Genomic DNA, 21,789 nt, shown 5'->3' with positions numbered 1-21,789 from the left:
ATATAATGCGCAGTAGGGCGGCGCCGCCGCCTGCTGCCATGGATCCCGCGTTGCGCACACTGTTATTTCTTGCCGCCCTCCTGAGTTGCTGCGCCGCCCGCGCGCAGATGATCCGCCCGCAAAGCGGTTCCGAATTGCGTGCCGCCCAGCTGGGGCTGGTGATCAACGACGATGATCCACGCAGCGTCGAGATCGGCGAATACTACCGCACCACGCGCGAGGTGCCGGCGCAGAACGTGGTGCACGTGCACATTCCCAACCGTCCGCGCAAGCTCGACGCAGAGCAGTTCCGCCAGCTGAAGGCGCAGATCGACGCCGGGCTGGGGCCGCAGGTGCAGGCCGTGCTGATGGTGTGGACCGCGCCGTATGCGGTCGAGTGCAATTCGATCACCTCGGCCTTCACGCTGGGCCTGGATGTGGGGCTGTGTCAGAAGCCCTGCGGCCCGGGCAAGCCCAGCAGCTATTTCAATGCGCCGGGCGGTCAGCCGTTCAGGGACTACCAGATGCGCCTGTCGATGCTGCTGCCGACCGAGTCGGTGGAGGGCGCGAAGGCGCTGATCGGACGTGGCATGGTGGGCGGCTTCAGCGTGCCGGCCGCCACCGCGTGGTACCTGGTCACCAGCGAGACGCCGCGCAACAGCCGGGCGCCGTTTTTCCCGCCGTCCGGCACGGTGGCATCGAAGAAGCTGACCATCAAAAACCTGCGCGCCGACAGCATTGAAGGGCAGGGCGACATCATGATCTACCAGACCGGCATGGCGCGGGTGGCCAAGCTCGACACGCTGCAATTCCTGCCGGGCGCGTTGGCCGATCATCTGACCTCGACCGGGGGCGATCTGCTCAGCGACGGCCAGATGAGCAGCCTGCGCTGGCTGGACGCGGGCGCGACCGCCAGCTACGGCTCGGTGACCGAGCCGTGCAACTATTGGCAGAAATTCCCCCAGCCCACCGTGCTGCTGCGGCACTATCTGGCGGGGGAGACGGCGATCGAGGCGTATTGGAAAAGCGTGGCGTGGCCGGCGCAAGGCGTGTTCATCGGCGAACCCCTGGCGGCGCCCTACCGGCGCTAGGCCGGCGTGTCAGGCGCCGCGCCGACGCAGGCGGACCAAGCCCAGCAGCGCCAAGCCCGACAGCAACATCAGATAGGTAGCGGGTTCGGGGATGGCGGCAGTGCTGCCCAAGCCGATAAGGGCGCCGCCGCCGGCTTGGTCGCCGGCCTGGCGCCTGTTGCCTTGTGCGTAGCGACCGTCGCTCTGGTCGAAGCGCAGCACAATCAAGCCGTCGTCTTCCGCCTGCTGCAGATCCAGGCGCGCCAGCTGGCCCAGGTCCTGGCGGTTCAGGCCGTCGCCAATATAGGCATGCAGCTCGTTGTCGGTGCTGTCGAGCTCGACGTGGACGTTGTTGCCCATCTTGTCCAGCAGCGCCTGTTCTTCTTCCGTGCTCAGCGTGCGCCGTCCGTCCGCCATTTCATCGAGCATGGCCAGCAGCTTGTCCGGATCGAGACCGTCGTTCAGCGGTTCCGAGGCGTCGTGGTTGGCGTCGGCCAGGCGGCAGCGGCCGGTGTAGCTGTCCAGGTCGTTCTTGCCTCCGCCGTTCAACGCGCGCTGGGCGCGGGACGACAGCGGCGCGTCGTCGCCGCCATTCCAGGCGGTGTTGGGTTTGGAGCGCTCGGCGGTCACCGGCTGACCGACGCAGTTGCCCATTCCGGAAGCCGGCGGCTTCGGCTTGTGCGTTTGCAGGCCGCTGTGAGCTTCAATGACGGGGACCGCGATGGCGCTGGTATAGCCGGTCACCAGCAAGCCGGCCAGGATCGCGCGGGTGCAGAGGTGTTCGATTGTATGCATTGTGGTCGTGTATGTCCGTATTTAACAAACAAATCGCTCGGCGGGGAGGGGCGAAAAACGTTCTTGGAAAAACAATTTCATTCCTGAACGGCAATTATTATTGTATCACGCTTTATTGTCGACAACGCACAACGTGCCGCCGTCACAACAGCCGGCTTAGTCTGAACGGACTAAGCCGGCGTCATCATGGCGTCATGGCCGGCCCTTAATATGCAAATTGCAAGCTTCAAAATCAATTTGCCAACATTCCAGGACTGTTCATGAAAAAATTCTTCGCTACACCGGCCACCCGGGCCGCCGCCACGCCTGGCCGGCGCACCATCATCGCCGCCGCCCTGATGGCGGGCCTGTCGGCCCAGGCCCTGGCCGCCACCCCCATCGTCATCAGCCAGGTGTATGGCGGCGGCGGCAATTCCGGCGCCAAATACAAGAACGATTTCATCGAACTGTTCAACCGCGGCGACAGCGCCGTCGACATCAGCGGCTGGAGCGTGCAATACGCCAGCGCCACCGGCAGCAGCTGGCAGGTCACCAAGCTCGCCGGCAACACCGTGCTGCAGCCCGGCCAGTACTTCCTGGTCCAGGAAGCGGTTGGCACCGGCGGCACCGACAGCCTGCCGGCACCGGATACCATCGGCACCCTGGCGCTGAGCGGCACCACCGGCAAGGTGGCGCTGGTCGGCAACGTCAGCGCGCTGGCCGGCGCGGCGCCCGCCGCCGGTTCCTATGTCGACCTGATCGGCTTTGGCTCCGCCGGCTACTTTGAAGGCAGCGCCGCCGCGCCAACCCTGAGCAACACCACCGCCGCGCTGCGCGCCGCCGCCGGCTGCACCGACGCCGACAACAACGGCACCGATTTCAGCGCCGGCGAGCCGACCCCGCGCAACCGCGCCAGCGCGCTGCATGCGTGCGGCGTGCCGGCCGCGCCGCCTATCGTCGCCACCTGCCCGACCAGCCTGTCGCTGGCCTTTGGTATCAGCGGAAGCGCCGACCTGAGCGCCACCGACAGCGACGGCGTCGTCAACAACGCCGTCATCACCTCGGCGGCCGTGCCGGGCATCAGCCTGGCCAACTTCCTGGCGGCATCGGCCGCCGGCGGCAACGCCACCGTCAGCCTGAACGTGGCCGCCTCGGTCCAGGCCAACACCTATCCGGTGACGATCCGCTTCGACAACGACCAGTCCCAGCAAACCAGCTGCACCATCAACGTCAGCGTCGCCGCGCCGGCCACGCTGACCCACACGATTCCGCAAATCCAGGGCCAGGGCGACACCAGCCCGTACGCCGGCACCATCCAGACCACCGAAGGCGTGGTCACGGCCAAGGTCGGCTCCGGCTTCTTCATCCAGGACGAGACCGGCGACGGCGATCCGCTGACCTCGGACGGCATGTTCGTCTACACCACCGCCGCCAACACCGGCACGGTGCAGGTCGGCGACAAGATCCGCATCACCGGCAGCGTCAGCGACTACGCGCCGGTCGCCGGCGGCCACGCCTACACCGAGCTGCAAAACATCAGCGCCATCGTCAAGCTGGCCGGCGGCATCAGCATCACCCCGACCAACGTCCAGCTGCCGCATCCGAACCTGGGCCAGGTCGAAGGCATGCTGGTGCGCTTCACCAATCCGCTGACCGTGTCGCAGCTGGAATTCCTGGGCGACCGCGGCGAAGTCACGCTGTCGTCGGGCCGCTTGGAAATCGCTTCCAACCGCTATCGCGCCGGCACCCCGGAAGCGCTGGCGCACGCCGCCGCCAACGCGCTCAACCAGATCGTGCTGGATGACGGCATCTTCGTCACGCCGACCACCATTCCCTACCTGGGCGCCGACGGCTCGCTGCGCGCCGGCGACACGGTGTCCGACCTGACCGGCGTGGTCGACTTCGGCGCCAAGGGCGGCGGCGGTGCCGGCTTCAAGCTGCAGCCGACCGTGGCGCCGGTGTTCTCGCAGGACAATCCGCGCACCGATCCGCCGGTGCTGGCACCGGGCAACATCAAGGTGGCCAGCGCCAACGTGCTGAACTACTTCACCACCTTCACCAACGGCACCGACGTCGAGGGCAACACCAACCAGGGCTGCTCGCTGGGTTCGTCGGTGGCCAAGTCGAATTGCCGCGGCGCCGACAACCTGAACGAGTTCAACCGCCAGACCACCAAGATCGTCGGCGAACTGAAGGCGATCAACGCCGACGTGTTCGGCCTGATGGAAATCCAGAACAGCGGCGAGTACACCGTGACCAAGCTGGTCGATGCGCTGAACGAAGCGATCTCGCCGGGCACCGGCCTCAAGACCTACGCCGTGGTACCGAAGCCGTCCACCACCGGCACCGACGCCATCCGCGTGGCGATGATCTACAAGCCGGCGGCGCTGACCATGGTCGGCAATGCGCTGACCGACGGCGACGCCATCAACAACCGTCCGCCGATGGCGCAAACCTTCAAGGCGGCCAATGGCGCCAAGTTCTCGCTGGTGGTCAACCACCTGAAATCGAAGGGCAGCTGCCCGAGCGGCAGCGGTCCGGACGCCGACCACAACGACAGCCAGAGCTGCTGGAACGCCACCCGCATCCTGCAGGCGCAGCGCCTGGTCAACACCTTCGTGCCGCAGGTGGTCAGCGCCGCCGGCGACGCCAAGGTGCTGCTGATCGGCGACTTCAATTCCTACGGCATGGAAGATCCGATCAACACCATCACCGCCACCGGCTACGTCAACCAGCTGGAGCGCTTCGTGCGCGGCAGCGGCGACATGCCGTACTCGTTCGTGTTCAACGGCGAAGCGGGCTACCTGGACCACGCGCTGGCCAGCGCCGCGCTGAGCCCGCAGGTGGCAGGCGCCGCCGAATGGCATAACAACGCCGACGAGCCGACCGTGGTCGACTACAACACCGACGGCAAGCCGCAGGACAAGTACACCAGCGCGCCGTACCGCGCGTCCGACCACGATCCGGTGGTCATCAGCCTGAACCTGGCGGCGCCGTACACCGACGTCACCGGCAGCTTCCGCGCCGTCGGCACCGGCCTGGTGCTGAACCGCGCCACCGGCAAGTTCGGTTCGACCTTCTCGATCACCAACACCGGCAGCACCACGCTGAACGGTCCGTTCCAGGTCGAGTTCGATGGACTGGACGCCAGCGTGACCCTGGTCAACGCCACCGGCAGCCATGCCGGCGCGCCTTACATCACGGTCAACACGGCATCGCTGGCGCCCGGCGCGACGGCCTCGTTCGCGCTGAGCTTCAGCCGCACCGGCAGCGCCAATATCAGCTACACCACCAAAATCTATACCGGCTCTTTCTAAGGATCACACCATGTTCGCATCTCATCTCTCTTTCGTACGCCGCGCGCTGCTGGCGCTGGTAATCGCCGCCGGCGCCAGCCTGGCGTCGGCCCAGACCATGCACGTGGAGCTGGACACCAGCCAGTTCAGCGATACCGGCTGGATCGACCTGCAATTCAATCCGTCGAACATGCCGGTCGCTTCGGCCGGCGCCGTGATCAGCAATCTGAGCGGCTTCGGTAGCTCGGCCGACGCTGTGCTGTCGGGCGACGTGCAGCAGCAGGCCGGAGGCTTCTTGTTCGGCAATAGCACGTCGTGGAACGACCTGTTCCATAGCGTGGCGTTTGGCGGCAAGGTCAGCTTCGACGTCAGCTTCAGCGGCTTGTCGGATGCGGCGCCGGCCGCCATTCCGACCAAGTTTTCGGTCGCGCTGTACGGCGCCGACGGCGCCACCCAGCTGGGCGATGTCGATCAGTTCGGCAACCTGCTGTCGTTGACCTGGCAGCCGACCGCCGGCGCCGGCATCGTGGCGCTCGACATCCACGATCACACGATCGGCAGCGTCAGCGCCGTGCCCGAGCCAACGACCTGGACCATGCTGGGCGCCGGCCTGGCGCTGGTTGGCCTGGCCCGCCGCCGCAAGCTGCAGGCCTGAGTTTTAGCCGCGCAAAAAAACGACACAGCAATGTGTCGTTTTTTTATGCGCGCACGATTTTAGATCGTCTGTTCTAAACCGCAAGTAATACAGGTAAACACTGGATATATACTAAAAATATCTGAATTCTCAATACAAATCATATTAGTAATGCCAGTTTGCTTATTGCATAGTATTTCCTTTACACGGATTTGCCATGCTACCCGCCCATATCCTTGTCATTGAAGACGAACCTGCGATCCAGGAACTGATAGCCCTCAACCTGAGCATGGCCGGGCACACGGTCAGCCGCGCGTGCGACGCCGAGAGCGCCTTGCTGATGCTCGAAGACGGCGTGCCGGACATGCTGATGACGGACTGGAACCTGCCCGGCCAGTCCGGCCTGTCGCTGATACGCCGCCTGCGCGCGCAGCCGTCCACGCGCGGCCTGCCGATCATCATGGTGACCGCCCGCTGCGGCGAGCCGGACAAGATCATGGCGCTGGAAAGCGGCGCCGACGATTACATGACCAAACCCTTCAGCCCGCGCGAGATGGTGGCCCGGGTGCACGCGCTGCTGCGCCGCGGCCAGTCGCACGTGCAACGGTACGGCGCCGACGCGGTGCAGATGGCCGGCCTGCGGCTCGATCCGCACACCTTGCGCGTGACCGCCGGCGCCCGCGAACTGGCCATGGGCCGGGTCGAATTCAAGCTGCTGAACTTCCTGATGAGCCATCCCGAGCGCGTGCACACGCGCGCCCAGCTGCTCGACCAGGTGTGGGGCAGCGACGTCTACCTGGACGAGCGCACCGTCGACACCCACGTCGGCCGCCTGCGCAGCGCGCTGCAGCCCAGCGGCCACCAGCAGCGCATCGAAACCGTGCGCGGCAGCGGCTACCGCTTCAGCGCCAGCGGGCATGCCGGCATGGCGGCCAGGGTCTGACCGTGGAACAACTGGTCATCTTGAGCAAGCTGGAGCAGGAGTACCTGCTGCACGCGATCGAGGCGGCGCTGCCGGTGCGGCAGGCGGGCCAGTTCTTCCTGTGGACGCAGGGCCAGCTGCAGGCGCTGCTGCCGCACCAGGTTATGATGTGCCTGCAGTTCGGCCCGCAGGACGAGGTGCAGCACGTCGAATGCGTGCACAGCACGGTGCTGGACGCCGGACTGCTTGGCCGCCTGGGCAACCGCGACGACGGCCTGGCGCTGCGGCTGGCGCGCCATTGCCGCCAGGGCGTCGGTTTGCCGGCCATGCTGGACGCCACGCCGGGCGCCGAGCGCCATCCGCTGGCGCCGTTCCTGGGCGAGCTGCGCGACCTGGGCCTGGACAACCTGCTGCTCCACGGCAGCGAGCGCCTGCCGGGCGGCGCCACCTTTTTCGCGCTGTTCGGCCTGCCGCACCGGCCGCGCGCGCGTCACGCCTATTTCCTCGAACTGCTGCTGCCGCATCTGCACATGGCGCTGCAGCGCATCAACCAGCAGCAGCGCCAGGCCCGCGCCGGCGCGCGGGCGCGGCCGGCCAGCGCGCGCGAGATGGAAATCCTGTACTGGGTGCGCGAGGGCAAGAGCAACGAGGAAATCGGCCTGATCCTCGGCATCAGCGGCCTGACGGTCAAGAATCACCTGCAGCGGCTGTACCGCCTGCTGGGGGTGTCCAACCGTGCCCACGCCATCGCGCGCGGCATGGCGCTGCACCTGTTCGAACAGCCGGCGCTGGCCCTGGCGGAAGCCGCCTGAGAGATTGTTATTCCGATAACGGGCATGAAACCGTCGCAATCTGGCGCGGCCGCAGGCGCACACGGCAAGAAAAGATTGTCTGGTATGCAAACCGCATGGTAGCCTCTGACATCTTGCCGCAGGGCGTGGCGAATTAAGGAGTCGTTAGGATGGAAGTTGCAAAGAATTCCCGTAAGACCGCAGCTCACAAGGCTGGCGGCTTTACCCTGCTGGAACTGCTGGTGGTCATCGTTATTATCGGTTTGCTGGCGGCCTATGTGGGCCCCAAGTACTTCGCCCAGCTGGGCAAGTCGGAAGTGACGATCGCCAAGGCGCAGATCGAAGCGTTTGAAAAATCGCTCGACACCTACCGCCTGGACGTGGGCCGCTATCCGACCACCGACGAGGGCCTGAACGCGCTGCTGGTGGCGCCTGCCACGGCCGGCGCCAAATGGAACGGCCCTTACCTGAAGAAGGGCGTGCCGCCGGATCCATGGGGCCATCCATACCAGTACAAGGCGCCGGGCACCAAGTCCGAGTTCGAGATCACTTCGCTGGGCCGCGACGGCCAGCCCGGCGGCACCGGCGAAGACGCCGACATCAGCTCGCAATAAACCGGCAACAATCTCGTAGTAAGCTAATCATCCCAGCCGTCACGGAAAGTAGTTTTCGCCATGCAGTTCGATGTCCGCACATTGTCGGCCGATATGGTCATCTCGCATCTGCTGATCGATGGCCGCGATGAGGCCGACGCGCGCCGTCAGGTGGAGGCGCGCGGCTTGTTCGTCAGCGCCATCACGCCGGCCGGCGGCGGGCTGGGCCTGCGACGGGGCAAGAGCCGCGGCAAGGGCCTCTCGCTGGTGCTGTTCAGCCAGGAGCTGCTGGCGCTGCTGACGGCCGGCCTGGGCATCGTCGAGGGCCTGGAGGCGCTGCTGGAAAAGGAAAGCAGCCCGGCCACGCGCAGCGTGCTGGAACGCCTGCTGTCCGGCCTGCGCGAAGGCCAGCGCTTTTCCGCCGTGCTGGCCGAGCAGCCGGAATTGTTCCCGCCGCTGTACATCGGCATCGTCAAGGCGGCCGAGGGCACCTCCGACCTGCCGCGCTCCCTGTCCCGTTTCATCGATTACCAGCAGCGCATCGACCTGGTGCGCGGCAAGCTGGTGTCGGCGGCGATTTATCCCTGCATCCTGCTGCTGGTCGGCGGCGGCGTCAGCATGTTCCTGATCGGCTACGTGGTGCCGCGCTTCGCCGAGGTCTATCAGGGCGCCGGCCGCAACCTGCCGTGGCTGTCGCAGCAGATGCTCAACTGGGGCCAGTTCGCCGGCCAGCACACCATGCTGCTGCTGGGCGGGATCGCCGCCGTGCTGGCGGCGCTGGCGCTGGGCGTGCGCCAGCTGATGGGCAACGGCGGCTTCGCGCGGCTGCTGGGCCGCCTGCCGGGCATCGGCGAGCGGGTGCGCATCTATGAGCTGTCGCGGCTGTACCTGACGCTGGGCATGCTCAGCGAGGGCGGCATCACCATCATCCATGCGATCGACACCGTGCAGGGCATGGTGTCGGCCGGCATCCGCCAGAACCTGCAGGCGGCGCGCGCCGATATCGAGGCGGGGCTGCCGCTGTCGACCGCGTTCGAATCGAACCAGCTGACCACGCCGATCTCGCTGCGCATGCTGCGCGTGGGCGAGCGCACCGGCGACATGGGGCCGATGCTGACGCAGTCGGCGGCCTTCTACGACGGTGAAATCAGCCGCTGGATCGAACGCTTTACCCGTACTTTTGAACCCCTGCTGATGGCGGCCATCGGCCTCGTCGTCGGTGCCATCGTGGTGCTGCTGTATATGCCGATATTTGATCTGGCCGGAGACATGTCGTGACGCTCCAGGCCCCACCGGTGCTGGATACCGCCATGGTGGCGCGCGCGCGCCACCTGCGCCAGCAATCGAAACGCACGCTGGTCGAGGAGCTGGAAGCCTTGAGCGGCATGGAGCCGCGCCTGGTGGTGCAGGCGCTGGCGCATCCGTTCGGCATGGCCGTGCTGGAGACCGTGGACATGCTGGCCTTCACCCCGGCCTTCGAGCTGCTGCCGCTGTCGCAGGCGATGGCGCGCCACTGCGTGCTGCTGCGCGGGCACGACGGCATGGTGGTCGGCGTGATCGCCGATCCCTTCGATCTCGACCTGCAGACCTGGCTGGGCACGCAGGCGCGCGCCACGCCGCACGCGCCGCTGCAAACGCGGCTGGCGCTGCAGGCCGACATCCAGGCCTACCTGTCGAAGCAGGAAGAATCCGCGCGCGCCACCGATTCGCTGCTGCCCGGCGCCAGCGAGGGCCGGCGCGACGGCAAGACCGCCGCCGTGCTGTCGTTCGCGTCGGTGTCGGAAGCGGCCAGCCCCGCCGTGCGGCTGGTCAATTCGACCTTGTACGACGCGCTGAAGGCGGGCGCCTCCGACATCCACCTGGAGAGCACCTCCGGCGGCCTGGCCGTCAAGTACCGCGTCGACGGCGTGCTCGATCACGCCACCGCCGTCAACGGCATCGACGTCGCCGAGCAGATCATCTCGCGCCTGAAGGTGCTGGCGGAGCTGGACATCGCCGAGCGCCGCGTGCCGCAGGACGGCAGCTTCCGCGTCGAGGCCAACTCGCGCGAGATCGATTTGCGCGTCTCCATCATGCCGAGCATCCATGGCGAGGACGCGGTGATCCGTATCCTCGACAAGCGCGCCATGATCGAAGCCTACGGCTCGCTGACCTTGGAGGCGCTGGGCTTCGACGCGCCGTCGCTGGCGACCCTGCGCGTGCTGGCGCAGGAAGCCTACGGCATGCTGCTGGTGACGGGGCCGACCGGCTCCGGCAAGACCACCACGCTGTACGCCGCGCTGACCGAGATCCACAACGGCCGCGAAAAGATCATCACCATCGAAGACCCGGTCGAGTACCAGCTGCCCGGCATCCTGCAGATCCCGGTCAACGAGAAGAAGGGGCTGACTTTCGCGAAAGGCTTGCGCTCGATCCTGCGCCACGACCCGGACAAGATCATGGTCGGCGAGATCCGCGACCGCGAGACGGCGGAAATCGCCGTGCAGTCGGCGCTGACGGGCCACCTGGTGCTGACCACCGTCCACGCCAACAACGTGTTCGACGTGTTCGGCCGCTTCACCCACATGGGCATCGATCCGTATGCGTTCGTGTCGGCCTTGAACGGCATCTGGGCGCAGCGCCTGGTGCGCATCAACTGCCCGCACTGCGCTGCGCAGTACACGCCGGACGATCAGGAACTGGCCAGCGTGGGCCTGGCCCGCGCCGACGTCTACGACTACCGCTTCATGCAGGGCAAGGGCTGCGGCGACTGCCGCGGCACCGGCTACAAGGGCCGCCGCTCGATCGCCGAGATCCTGACCCTGAACGACGAGATCCGCGAGCTGATCGTCGACAAGCGGCCGATCCGCCAGATCAAGCAGGCGGCCTACGAGAACGGCACGCGCAGCCTGCGCCTGGCGGCGCTGGAACTGGTCAAGCGCGGCGGCACGACGCTGACCGAAATCAAACGGGTGACCTTGCATGCGTAGATCATTCGGACAATCCCTGCGCATCGGCGTCTCCGGTTCCGGCGTCAGCCTGCTGCGCGTGAGCCGCTGGACCGGCGAGCCGGTCACGGTGCTGGCCGAGCAGGCGATCGCGCCATCGGGCGAGCATCCGTTCGACGCCATCGCCAACGCCTTGCGCGCGCTGCTGGGCGAACACGCTGGTGCCAACACCTTGGGCGGCTGGCCGACCAGCATCGTGCTGGCCGACGACCTGGCCCGCATGTGGCGCGTGACGCCGCCGCCGGGCGCCGCGCGTCTGGCGGACATCGAAGCGGCGGCCGGCTTCCGCTTCCAGTCGCTGTATGGCGAAGCGGCGACGGCGTGGCAGATTTCCGCCGACTGGAGCGCGACGCAGCCGTTCTTCGCCGCCGCCGTGCCGCGCGCCTTGCTGGCCGTGCTGCGGGTGGTGGCGCAGGAATTCAAGCTGCGCGTCGTCGGCATCGAACCGCATTTCGTCTCCGCCTGGAACCGCTGGCGGCGGGGCATCAAGCCGGGCGCGTGGTTCGGCCTGGTGCACGACAACCTGCTGACCTTGGCCGCCATCGAACCCGATGGCAAAGGCATCCGCGCCATCCGCGTGCTGCCGCTGCCGGGAGCGCAGGGGGCCGACCAATACTGGCTGAGCCAGACGCTGACGCGCGAGGCGCTGCTGCTGGACATGGCCGCGCCGGAGTCGCTGCAAGTATGCGGCGCCGCACCTGCCGCATGGAGCAAGCCGCCGGCCAACGCGGCCTGCATCGCTTGCGCGGCATTGGACCATGCGCAGCAGGCGCCGGCCGGCGAGATGTCGGCCATGGTGCTGCTGGCGCGCGGCGGGAGCCTCGCATGATACATACGAATAAGCGCATGAACATCGATTTCGCGCCGCGCAGCCTGCGCCGCAGCTTGTTCCACACCCATCCGGCGTTGCTGGCGCTGGCCGGCTTCGGCTTGCTGCTGTGCGCCGGCGCCGGTTTCGGCGGATGGAAGCTGGTCGAGCAGCAGCGCTTGCGCGCGCACCAGCTGCGGCACGTGCAGGAACGCGCAGCGGCCATTTCCGCGCGGCCGGTCGAGGTGGCGCAGGTGGCGATACCGGAGGCGCAGGCCACCTTCGTCAACGGCGCCATCATGCAACTGAACCTGCCGTGGCGCGAGCTGCAGGATGCGGTGGCCGCCGCCACGCCGCGCAGCGTGGCGCTGGTGGCGATGGAGCCGGATCCGCGCAAGCGGGTGCTCAAGCTCACGGCCGAGACCAAGACCAGCGACGACATGGTGGCCTACGTGGCGGAGCTGAAGCAGCAGGAGCTGTTCAGCGGCGTGATGTTGACCCGCCATGAGATCAACGAGCAGGACCCGAACCGGCCCTTGCGCTTCCAGCTGGAGGCCACATGGGTAGCGCGATGAACCGGATTAACCTGGCGGCCCTGGTGCTGCGCGCGCGGCTGGCGCTCGGCCGTATCGGCGCGCCCGCTTGCATCGCCATCGTGTTGTGCGTGGCCGGCGTGGCGGCGTGGGCCTGGCTGCTGCCGCATCGCGCGGCGCAGGCGCGGCTGATGGCGCAGCCTTTGCCGACGCCGGCCGCGCTGGTGACGGCGCCGCCGCCGCCATCGGCCAACCAGAACCTGGCCGGCTTCTATGAGGTGCTGGGCGAGAAGCGCTACGCCGAGCAGCAGGTCAAGGTGCTGTTCGACCTTGCCGCGAAAAGCAATCTGTCGCTGAGCCAGGGCGAGTACAAGGCCTTCTACGACAAGGCCAGCCGCGTCAGCACCTACCAGATCAACCTGCCGGTGAAGGGACCGTATCAATCGATCTGGCAGTTCGCCATGCAGGGCCTGCGCGACATGCCGTTTGCCTCGCTTGACGAAATCGCTTTCCGCCGCGACGCCATCGCCGACGCCAACGTCGAAGCGCGCCTGCGCTTTACCCTGTACCTGAAGGACGGCGAACCATGAAACCCTATCAAATCGTGATGGGTGTAGCGCTGGTCGCCGCCGCCGGCCTGGTGCTGTTTGGCGATAACTCGCCGTCCGGCGACATCGCCGAACCGGTGGCGCGCGTCCGCGCGTCCGCGCCTGCCGCCGCCGTTCCCGTGCCTGCAAGCCGGGCCTCCAGGGACGCCAAGCCGCAGGCCGAAGTCGCGATCCTGCGCCTGACGCCGCGCGCGATGCTGGTCGGCGAATCCGGCGAGGCCACGTTCGCCTCGGGCGAGGGCGTCTTCCTGGGTCAGAACTGGAACCCGCCGCCGCCACCGCCGCCGCCCAAATCCGCCGTGAACGTGCCGCCGCCACCGCCGATGGCGCCGCCGATACCCTTCGTCGTGATCGGCAAGGCCGTCGCCGACGGCGCCTGGGAAGTGTATTTGTCCCGCGCCGACAAAACCTATGTGGTGCGCAATCAAACCGTCATCGACGGCACCTACCGCGTGGACAGGATCGCGCCGCCGCTGATGTCCGTGACCTATCTGCCTTTGAACCAGGTACAACAGATCAATATTGGAGTCCTCGACTGATGGCTAGTCATCTGAAGAATGTGGGCCGCCGCGCCGCGCTGCCCGCCATGCTGGCGATCGCCCTGAGCGGCTGTGCCGGACAAATGGCGTACCGCGACGGCCGCGACCTGATCGCCAAAGACCAGATCGAAGCCGGTCTGCTGAAGTACCAGGAGGCGGTGAAGGCCGATCCCGGCAACGCCCAGTTCCGTTCCGCCTATCTGGTGGAGCGCGACCGCGCCACCCTGCGCTACCTCGACCAGGCCGAGCGCCAGCAGGCCGAGGGCAAGCTGGACCTGGCGGAGCAGGGCTTCCGCCGCGTGCTGGGACTGGACCCGTCGAACGAACGCGCCCGCAACGGCCTGCGCGCGCTGGAGCGGGACGGCCGCCAGGGCAAGCTGCTGGACGCCGCCGCGCAAAACCTCAACAAGGGCGAATACGAACTGGCCAAGCAGAAGCTCAACGCGCTGCTGACCGAGAACCCCGGCAACGAGAAGGCGCGCCTGATGCTGCGCGAGGCGCTGGACAAGACCGCGCCGCCGGCGGTGGAATCGGGCCTGGCGAAATCGTACAAGCAGCCGATCTCGATCGAGTTCCGCGACGCGCCGCTCAAGCAGGTGTTCGAGGTGATCTCGCGCCGCTCCGGCCTGAACTTCGTGTTCGACAAGGACGTCAAGACCGACCAGCGCACCACGGTGCTGCTGAAGAACAGCACCGTCGAATCGGCGATCTACTTCCTGCTGCTGACCAACCAGCTGGAGCAGCAGGTGATGGACGCGAACACGGTGCTGATCTACCCGAACGTGGCGGCCAAGCTGAAGGAATACCAGGAGATGACGGTCAAGACCTTCTTCCTGGCGAACGCCGAGGCCAAGCTGGTGGCCAACACGCTGAAGACCATCCTCAAGTCGCGCGACGTGGTGGTCGATGAAAAACTCAACCTGCTGATCGTGCGCGACAGCCCGGAGGCGATCCGCCTGGCCGAAAAGCTGGTGGCGCTGCAGGACGCGCCGGAGGCGGAGGTGATGCTGGAGGTGGAGATCCTCGAAGTCAAGAAGGGGAGCTTGATGAATCTGGGCGTCGAATGGCCGACCAGCATCGGCCTGGCGCCGTTGTCGACCTCCGGCGGCACCGGCATCACGATCCGCGACCTGAACAACCTGAACCAGCGCACCATCGGCGTCACCGGCGTGTCGATGGCCATCGACGCCAACAAGACCAACACCGACTCCAACCTGCTGGCCAATCCGCGCATACGCGTGCGCAACAAGGAAAAGGCCAAGGTCGTCATCGGCGACAAGCTGCCGGTGATTACCACCACGGTGTCGTCCGGCGTGGGCGGCTTCGCCAGCGATTCGGTCACCTACGTCGACGTCGGCCTGACCTTGAACGTCGAGCCGACCATCTACCTGAACAACGAAGTGGCGATCCGCGTGCAACTGGAGGTCAGCAACCTGACCAACACCATCACCACCAAGAACGGCGGCACCGCCTACCAGATCGGCACGCGCCAGGCGTCCACCCTGCTGCAGCTGAAGGACGGCGAGAACCAGGTGCTGGCTGGCCTGATCAACAGCGAGGAGCGCGGCACCGCCAACCGCATACCGGGCGCCGGCGACCTGCCCATCATCGGCCGCCTGTTCGGCAGCCAGCGCGACGACAACCAGAAAACCGAGATCGTGCTGTCGATCACGCCGCACCTGATCCGCAACGTGCAGCGTCCGGAAGCGTCGTCGTCGGAATTCTCGGCCGGCACCGAAGCCAGCTTCCGCCGCCGTCCGGACCTGACGCCGCGTGCGGCGGCGCAGTTGCCGCCGGTGCCGGGCATGCAGCCGGCCGCGCTGCCCGCCGTGCCGTCGCCGGTGCGTCCGCCGCCGCCGGTACAAGCCATGCCGATCTCGCAGGGCCAGCCGGCGCCGCTGCCGCCGACCCAGGGAGTGCAGCCGCAGCCGGTGCAGCCGGAACCTCAGCCCGAGCCTGCGCCGCCGGTGCCGCAGCAGTAAGGACATGACGATGCGCGCGCGGGGCTTCACGCTGATCGAGCTGCTGGTGACGCTGGCCATCCTCGGCCTGCTCAGCGCCCTGGTGATCCCGACCGCGAACGTGGTGGTGCAGCGCCGCCAGGAGCAGGAGCTGCGCGAGGGGCTGCACCAGATCCGCGCGGCGATCGACGCCTACAAGGTGGCGTACGACCAGGGCCGCGTCGCCAAGTCGCTGGGGGCGACCGGCTATCCGAAAACGCTGGAGCAACTGGTGGAAGGCGTGCCCGACGTGCAAAACCCCAAGCATGCGAAGATATTCTTCCTGCGCCGGGTGCCGCGCGACCCGTTCAATCCCGACGCCTCGCTGAGCGAGTCGCAGACCTGGGGCAAGCGCAGCTACGCCAGCGAAGCCGACCAGCCGAAGGAGGGCGAGGACGTCTACGATGTCTACAGCCAGAGCGACAAGACCGGCCTGAATGGCGTGCCGTACAAGAAATGGTGAACATGAAAACCAAGGGATTCACGCTGATCGAGTTGCTGGTGGTGCTGGGCATCGTCGCCCTGATGCTGACGCTGGCCGTGCCGCGCTATTTCCCCAGCATCGACAAGTCCAAAGAGGTGGTGCTGGCCGATAACCTGCGCAATATGCGCCAGGTGATCGATCAGTATTATGGCGATACCGGCCGCTATCCGGACACGCTGGAGCAGCTGGTGGAGAAGAAGTACCTGCGCGGGCTGCCGGTCGATCCGATCACCGACAGCGACGCGACGTGGGTACTGGTGCCGCCGGAAGACGCCACCAAGGGCGGCATCTACAACATCAAGAGCGGCGCTCCCGGCAACGACCGCAGCGGCAAGCCATATTCCGACTGGTGATATGGCTGAAGCGTCAACATTCCAGCGCATTCCGCGACGCCTGGCCGGCAGTCGCGGCTTCACCTACCTTAGCCTGATCATCCTGGTCGCCATCATCGCTTTGGTGGCCGCGACGTCGCTCAAACTGGGTTCGGTATTGCAGCGCAGCAGGGCGGAAACGGAGTTGCTGGAAATCGGCGCCGCATTCAGCGACGCCTTGAAAAGTTACGCCGACGCGACGCCGCAAGGACAGCCGCCGCAGCCGCCGTCGCTCAAGGAGTTGCTCAAGGATCCGCGTTTTCCCGGGACCCGCCGCCACCTGCGCAAGCTGTTTGTCGATCCGGTGACGGGCAAGCCGGAGTGGGGCATTGTTTATCTGGGCGACAAGGTGGGCGTGCTGGCGGTGTACAGTTTGTCGAATGACAAACCTGTGAAAGTCGGCAACTTCCCGGCGCGCTATTCTGGATTTGACGGCAAGAGTCACATCTCCGAGTGGAAGTTCACGATGGCGTCCGAGTTGCCTGGCGCCGCGACGATGACGGGAACCCAGCCGCAAATTGCGCCTGCTGTACCTGCGTTACAACAAAATATGCCTGCACCATTGCCTGCACCAATTCTGACGCCGGCGCCGACCGCCCCAACTCCAGCCACCCCCGTCCCGGCGCCTGAAACGCTGCCCGCTCCCTCTGAAGAGCCTGCTCCGGCACCGCCACCACCCCCGCCGCAAGAGCCCGAAAATCCTGATGTAAAGCAAGACTAGCGTGAGAAAAGTTCATTTTTTTCACCAAAATCATGCGCGAGGCTTTCACGGAATTGGTGCAATGCAATACGTGTTTTATATTGTGAAAATTGTTAACTATAAGAAATAAAAAATAGAATATTTACAATTGTAATGTATGCTTTTATGCTACTATTTGTCTCGGCAGCACTCCTATTGACTTACAAAGTGGTTGGCGCAAGCGCAGCCACAATTCGTTTGATTAAGGAAAATCATATGAAATTGAAATCTCTCGCGGCCGGCGCATTGCTGGCGGCAGCATCGTTCGGCGCGTCTGCGACAACCACAATTCTGGGCACCCTGGACCCTACCGGTCCGGACACCCTGTCGGACAAGTCGGTCAAGTACGTCGCAGTCGGCTCGGTGATCAACGACTCGTGGATCTTCACCGTCGATACGCCTTCGGCAACCTCGTTCGGTGCGCAGCAAACCTTCGCCGTTCCAACTGGTGCCATCACCGGTTTCGGCGCTGAGATCCTGGGCGTTCCAGGTGGCACGTTCGGTTCGGCCAACATCGACGGCAACCAGCTGAACTTGAACTGGGCCGGCAACCTGGCCGCCGGTACCTACACCGTGCACGTATGGGGTGTTACCGCTATTAAGAACACCCAGTACACCGCCACCGTTGCGGCTCTGCCAGTTCCAGAACCAGAAACCTACGGCATGATGCTGGGTGGCCTGGCACTGGTTGGTGCTGTCGCTGCTCGTCGCAAAGCAAAGAACGCAGCCTAAGTCTTAGCCGCTAAAAAACCCGCCAGCCTGAACGCGCTACGATCGCGTTCAGTGCGGCGGGTTTTTTTTCGTCTGTGGCTTCAGGTCAGCGCGCGATGCGTTTGAAGTCGGCGAGGCGGAAGCCCATCGCCAGCAGGGCGGCGAAGTAGACGCCGGCGCACACGCCGATTAACGCCAGCAGCGCGGCGGCGCGCAGCAGCGCGTGGTGCTGCAGGCCCAGCCAATCGATTTGACGCGCGCCGAACCAGGCGGCCGCGCCCATCAAACCGCAGGCGAGCACCAGCTTGACGCAGAACACTGTCCAGCCCGGCTTCGGCCGGTGGATGCCGCGCCGGCGCAAGCCCGCATATAAGAAGCCCGCATTCAGGCAGGCGCCCATGCCGATCGACAGCGCCAGGCCGGCCACCTGCAGGTAGGGCACGAAGACCCAGTTCATCAGCTGCGTCGCCAGCAGCACGCCGATGGCGATCTTGACCGGCGTGCGGATATCCTGTTGCGCGTAAAACGCCGGCGCCAGCGTCTTGACCAGGATAATGCCCAGCAGGCCGGCGGCGTAGGCGATCAGCGGGTGGGTGGACTGGGCGGCCGCCTCGGCGGTGAATTTACCGTAGTGGAACAGGGTGGCGATCATCGGCTCGGCCAGCACGGCCATGCCGACCGCCGCCGGCAGCGCCAGCAGGAAGGTCAGGCGCAGGCCCCAGTCGAGCAGGTCCGAATATTCCTGCTGGTCGCCGTCGGCCTGCGCCTTGGACAGGCTGGGCAGCAGGATCGTGCCCAGCGCCACGCCCAGCAGGGCGGTCGGGAACTCCATCAGGCGGTCGGCGTAGGACAGCCACGAAATGCTGCCCTCGGCCAGGCGCGAGGCGATGCTGGTGTTGATCATCAGGCTGATCTGCGCGGCCGAGACGGCAAACACCGCCGGGCCCATCTTCTTGAGCACGCGGCGCACGCCGGGATCGCCGAGGCCGGCGGCCGGGTTCCAGGACAGCGTCGGCAGCATGCCGATCTTGATCAGTGCCGGGATCTGGATCGCCACCTGCAGCACGCCGCCGACAAACACCGCGATCGCCATCGCGTAGATCGGGTGTTCCAGGTGCTGCTGCAGGAACAGCGAGGCCAGGATGGAGGCGATATTCAGCAGCACCGGCGTGAAGGCGGGGATCTTGAACTCGCGCCAGGTGTTGAGCACGCCGCCGGCCAGCGCCACGAAGGCCATGAAACTAATATAAGGGAACATCAGGCGCGTCATCCACACGGCGGCGTCGAACTCTTCCAGGCCGTTGGCGATCAGGTAGATAAACAGCGGCGACGCTATAATGCCGACCACGCTGACGATCAGCGTCGACCACACCAGCGTATTGGCCACGTGGTCGGTCAGGCGCTTGCTGGCTTCCTGGCCCTGCTTGTTCTTGTACTCCGACAGGATGGGCACGAAAGCCTGCGAGAACGCGCCCTCGGCAAACAGCCGACGCAGCAGGTTGGGTATGCGGAAGGCGACGATGTAGGCATCGGTATAGGCGCCGGCGCCGAAGGCGCGTGCAATCAGGGTTTCGCGCAGTAATCCGGTGATACGGGACAGCATGGTCATGCTGGAGATGGCGGAGAGTGTTTTGAGCAAGTTCATGGGCAGTGATTATAGTTGCTCCCGTCGAAAAATATCGCTATAATCGCAGGCTGTACAGAATTCTGTTACGCAGACACTAATGTTTGGCAGGCAGTAGTTTGACTCACATGGTTCGGCAGACGCACTGAACGCACCTGTTTGGCAAACAATAATGTTTGCAAACGCACCTTTACCCTGTTTTAGGAAATTCCATGGCAAATACCGCACAAGCGCGTAAGCGCGCTCGTCAAGCAGTCAAGCAAAACGCTCACAATTCGTCCCAGCGTTCGACCCTGCGCACCGCTATCAAGGCAGTTCGCAAGGCGATCCAGGGCGGCGACAAAGCTGCTGCGACCGCAATCTTCCAATCGTCCGTGTCGACCATCGACAGCATCGCCGACAAGAAGATCATCCACAAAAACAAGGCAGCTCGTCATAAGAGCCGTCTGGCAGCTGCCCTGAAGGCACTGTCCGCTTAATTCCCCGCACGGGGATTTACAGCAAGAACCCGCCTGACCTGGTCAGCGCGGGTCTTTTCGCTTGTGCGGCCGCTTTTTTGTGGGCGTAAAAAAGGCCGGCGCAAGGCCGGCCCGGTCCGGTCGCCAGAACTTATTTGGCTGGCATCGAAGCGGAGGCTTCTGCCGAAGCGGCGGCTTTCTTGGCTTTTTTAGCTTTCTTGGCTTTCGGAGCCGAAGCGTCGGCCGAAGCGGAGGCGGAGGCCATCGGCGCCGAAGCCATGGCCGAGGCGGAGGCCGAAGCGGACGGGGCGGCGGCGAAAGCGGAAGCAGCAAACAGGGAGGCAACCAGGGCAGCGATGATCTTGGACATGATAAGTTCCTTAGTCAGTTGAGAAACAGCTAAAAAAACAAAGATTCGGATGAATCTGTTTCATTAACGCAGCTCAAAAATTTCCAGTTGACACAAAAACTGCTGTTTTTCAAAATTTTATTTGCTGCATTGCATCAAATATGGCGCGTCGTTGCGGCATTGCGCGCCACAGTCCTCGTGCCGCAGGTGCCGCAGCAGATCGGTCAGCGGCGTGCGCGACAGGCCCAGCAGCTCGGCCGAGCGGCGGTCGATTTCATTGGCCAGGTCCAGCTGCAGCCATTCCATTTCATCGAGCATGGTGCGCAGCTCCAACAGGATGCCGGGGTCGTCGTGGGCGATGTCGAGCATGCTGTCGCTGTGGTCGGGGTCGAAGCCGGCCTGCAGCACCAGCTGCCGGATCGAGTTCATGCGCTCGAACAGGAAGGCCAGCGGCGAGCGCTCCGGTGCCGTCGGCGCCACCTGGTGCTCGAAGGCGCTGCGCAGCGCGAACCAGGCGCGCAGCACCTCGGCCAGGTGGGCCAGCTGGAAGGCCGGCCCGCGCTCCTGCCGCGTCTGGTGGGCGTCCTGCGGCGTGGAGTGGATCAGGTCGCGCAGGGCGTCGACGGCGGCCGCGTCGAAGCGGCTGTGGTGCAGGCGCGCCAGCATGTCCAGCCGCGGCAGGTCGAAGCGGCGTATCACCGTCTCGGCCACGTCGGCCACCGCCAGCAGCTTGGCCAGCGGCGAGATCTTCCCGGCCCGCAGCCCGGCCGGATAGCCGCTGCCGTCCTGCCGCTCGTGGTGCTGCAGGATCGCCAGCCGTGCGGCCGGCGGAAAGCCGGGGATGCAGCTGAGCAGCACATTGCCGGTCAGCGGGTGGACGTGGATGAAGCGGCGCTCGTCCGGGGTGATGTTGTGGCCGCTGGCCAGCAGCAGCGGGTCGGTGTGCATCTCGCCGACGTCGTGGCACAGCGCGGCCAGCAGCAGCGTGGCGCGGTCGCCGGCGTCCAGTTTCAGCCGCAGCGCCAGCGCGCAGGCGATCATGCTGGTGCGCAGCGAGTGCTCGAAGATGTCGGGGCGCTGCTCGCGCATCACGGTCAGCCGCATCAGCAGCGGGGGCGGCAGCCTCAGCGCTGCCAGGCCGTGCTTGACGGCCAGCGGGTCGCCGGCGCGGTTGGCGAGGCGGGCATAGACCGGGTCGTGCTCGAGGATCTTGCCGGCCTCGATGGCCAGGCCGGCGGCGTCGATCGCCCGATCGCTGATCAGCATGCCGTCCAGCGGCTCGGTCAGCTTGTGCTGGGCCAGCCGCTCGAACTGCTCGTCGCCGAGCCGCGTGCCGCCGGCGACCAGCTTCATGCCGTTGCTACAGTAGATGTCCCGGTGCGCCGTCACCGGTCGGCTGCGCGCCAGCGCGGCCACGGCCTGCAGATAGTATGGACTCTCGGTGTAGGACGCGGTCGCTTCTGCAGGCATGGCTTTCCCCCGGCGCGTGGCAATACGCCAACCTATTTAATATAGGCAA

The 21,789-nt window shown here is 65.7% G+C and carries 22 protein-coding genes; 18 read left to right on the top strand and 4 right to left on the bottom strand.

The genetic code is table 11. The annotated features are described in order from the left end of the window. The first annotated feature begins 50 nt into the window (after window positions 1–50). The gene (locus ACCD07_RS15730) at window positions 51–1,070 is read left to right on the top strand and encodes a TIGR03790 family protein (protein WP_413447883.1); all 1,020 of its coding nucleotides are present in this window, start codon (window positions 51–53) and stop codon (window positions 1,068–1,070) included. A gap of 9 nt (window positions 1,071–1,079) precedes the next feature. Here the strand turns inward: ACCD07_RS15730 and ACCD07_RS15725 are convergent, their stop codons facing one another. Beyond that, a complete protein-coding gene (locus tag ACCD07_RS15725; RefSeq protein WP_413447882.1) occupies window positions 1,080–1,844 on the bottom strand; it encodes a PEP-CTERM sorting domain-containing protein in 765 nt (254 codons plus the stop codon). Between the two features lie 260 nt (window positions 1,845–2,104). Between ACCD07_RS15725 and ACCD07_RS15720 the strand changes: the two genes are divergently transcribed. The 16 genes from ACCD07_RS15720 to ACCD07_RS15645 all read left to right on the top strand — a co-directional run bounded on the left by ACCD07_RS15720 (window position 2,105) and on the right by ACCD07_RS15645 (window position 17,860). Then, window positions 2,105–5,140 carry an ExeM/NucH family extracellular endonuclease gene (locus tag ACCD07_RS15720; RefSeq protein WP_413447881.1) on the top strand — a complete coding sequence of 1,012 codons (3,036 nt, stop codon included), beginning with the start codon at window positions 2,105–2,107 and terminating at the stop codon, window positions 5,138–5,140. Between the two features lie 10 nt (window positions 5,141–5,150). Continuing rightward, entirely contained in the window at window positions 5,151–5,774 is a 624-nt protein-coding gene (locus tag ACCD07_RS15715; protein ID WP_413447880.1) for an NF038129 family PEP-CTERM protein, read from the top strand. A gap of 196 nt (window positions 5,775–5,970) precedes the next feature. After that, entirely contained in the window at window positions 5,971–6,696 is a 726-nt protein-coding gene (gene phoB, locus ACCD07_RS15710; RefSeq protein WP_413447879.1) for a phosphate regulon transcriptional regulator PhoB, read from the top strand. A gap of 2 nt (window positions 6,697–6,698) precedes the next feature. Further along, the gene (epsA, locus tag ACCD07_RS15705) at window positions 6,699–7,487 is read left to right on the top strand and encodes an XrtB/PEP-CTERM-associated transcriptional regulator EpsA (protein WP_413447878.1); all 789 of its coding nucleotides are present in this window, start codon (window positions 6,699–6,701) and stop codon (window positions 7,485–7,487) included. A gap of 149 nt (window positions 7,488–7,636) precedes the next feature. After that, on the top strand, window positions 7,637–8,080 hold the full coding sequence (gene gspG, locus ACCD07_RS15700) for a type II secretion system major pseudopilin GspG (protein WP_176655165.1): 444 nt from the start codon (window positions 7,637–7,639) through the stop codon (window positions 8,078–8,080). 60 nt (window positions 8,081–8,140) lie between these two features. After that, window positions 8,141–9,337, top strand: coding sequence for a type II secretion system F family protein (locus ACCD07_RS15695; RefSeq protein WP_176655166.1), 1,197 nt, complete (start codon window positions 8,141–8,143; stop codon window positions 9,335–9,337). 32 nt (window positions 9,338–9,369) lie between these two features. Next, on the top strand, window positions 9,370–11,028 hold the full coding sequence (locus tag ACCD07_RS15690; RefSeq protein WP_176655239.1) for a GspE/PulE family protein: 1,659 nt from the start codon (window positions 9,370–9,372) through the stop codon (window positions 11,026–11,028). Beyond that, entirely contained in the window at window positions 11,021–11,875 is an 855-nt protein-coding gene (locus ACCD07_RS15685; RefSeq protein WP_413447877.1) for a hypothetical protein, read from the top strand. The genes ACCD07_RS15690 and ACCD07_RS15685 overlap by 8 nt, the downstream gene beginning before the upstream one ends. Next, entirely contained in the window at window positions 11,872–12,429 is a 558-nt protein-coding gene (locus ACCD07_RS15680; protein ID WP_413447876.1) for a hypothetical protein, read from the top strand. The genes ACCD07_RS15685 and ACCD07_RS15680 overlap by 4 nt, the downstream gene beginning before the upstream one ends. Continuing rightward, a complete protein-coding gene (locus ACCD07_RS15675) occupies window positions 12,426–12,977 on the top strand; it encodes a hypothetical protein (protein WP_176655241.1) in 552 nt (183 codons plus the stop codon). The genes ACCD07_RS15680 and ACCD07_RS15675 overlap by 4 nt, the downstream gene beginning before the upstream one ends. Then, window positions 12,974–13,534 carry a hypothetical protein gene (locus ACCD07_RS15670; RefSeq protein ID WP_413447875.1) on the top strand — a complete coding sequence of 187 codons (561 nt, stop codon included), beginning with the start codon at window positions 12,974–12,976 and terminating at the stop codon, window positions 13,532–13,534. Before ACCD07_RS15675 ends, ACCD07_RS15670 begins: the two co-directional genes overlap by 4 nt. After that, window positions 13,534–15,516 (top strand): secretin N-terminal domain-containing protein, encoded by a 1,983-nt coding sequence (locus ACCD07_RS15665; RefSeq protein WP_413447874.1) that lies wholly within the window; start codon window positions 13,534–13,536, stop codon window positions 15,514–15,516. Before ACCD07_RS15670 ends, ACCD07_RS15665 begins: the two co-directional genes overlap by 1 nt. Window positions 15,517–15,520: 4 nt before the next feature. After that, entirely contained in the window at window positions 15,521–15,997 is a 477-nt protein-coding gene (locus ACCD07_RS15660; protein ID WP_176655170.1) for a type II secretion system protein, read from the top strand. Further along, window positions 15,991–16,371 (top strand): type II secretion system protein, encoded by a 381-nt coding sequence (locus ACCD07_RS15655; RefSeq protein ID WP_176655171.1) that lies wholly within the window; start codon window positions 15,991–15,993, stop codon window positions 16,369–16,371. The genes ACCD07_RS15660 and ACCD07_RS15655 overlap by 7 nt, the downstream gene beginning before the upstream one ends. Before the next feature lies 1 nt (window position 16,372). Continuing rightward, a complete protein-coding gene (locus ACCD07_RS15650) occupies window positions 16,373–17,110 on the top strand; it encodes a type II secretion system protein (RefSeq protein WP_413447873.1) in 738 nt (245 codons plus the stop codon). Between the two features lie 234 nt (window positions 17,111–17,344). Further along, on the top strand, window positions 17,345–17,860 hold the full coding sequence (locus tag ACCD07_RS15645) for an FxDxF family PEP-CTERM protein (RefSeq protein WP_413447872.1): 516 nt from the start codon (window positions 17,345–17,347) through the stop codon (window positions 17,858–17,860). Window positions 17,861–17,945: 85 nt separating this feature from the next. Here the strand turns inward: ACCD07_RS15645 and murJ are convergent, their stop codons facing one another. Further along, entirely contained in the window at window positions 17,946–19,484 is a 1,539-nt protein-coding gene (gene murJ / locus ACCD07_RS15640; protein WP_413447871.1) for a murein biosynthesis integral membrane protein MurJ, read from the bottom strand. Window positions 19,485–19,675: 191 nt separating this feature from the next. Here murJ and rpsT point away from each other — a divergent pair, with 191 nt between their 5' ends. After that, window positions 19,676–19,942 (top strand): 30S ribosomal protein S20, encoded by a 267-nt coding sequence (gene rpsT, locus ACCD07_RS15635; protein WP_008446456.1) that lies wholly within the window; start codon window positions 19,676–19,678, stop codon window positions 19,940–19,942. A gap of 130 nt (window positions 19,943–20,072) precedes the next feature. Here rpsT and ACCD07_RS15630 read toward each other — a convergent pair whose 3' ends face one another. Beyond that, a complete protein-coding gene (locus ACCD07_RS15630) occupies window positions 20,073–20,291 on the bottom strand; it encodes a hypothetical protein (RefSeq protein ID WP_176655174.1) in 219 nt (72 codons plus the stop codon). A gap of 117 nt (window positions 20,292–20,408) precedes the next feature. Beyond that, complete coding sequence (locus ACCD07_RS15625; protein WP_353404278.1) at window positions 20,409–21,740, bottom strand: HD-GYP domain-containing protein; 1,332 nt, start codon at window positions 21,738–21,740, stop codon at window positions 20,409–20,411. Between the last annotated feature and the right edge of the window lie 49 nt (window positions 21,741–21,789).

The sequence above is a fragment of the Duganella sp. Dugasp56 genome, assembly GCF_047304105.1.
In the GTDB taxonomy this organism is placed as follows: Bacteria; Pseudomonadota; Gammaproteobacteria; order Burkholderiales; family Burkholderiaceae_D; genus Rugamonas; species Rugamonas hordei.
This window is presented reverse-complemented; position numbering and strand designations above follow the sequence as displayed.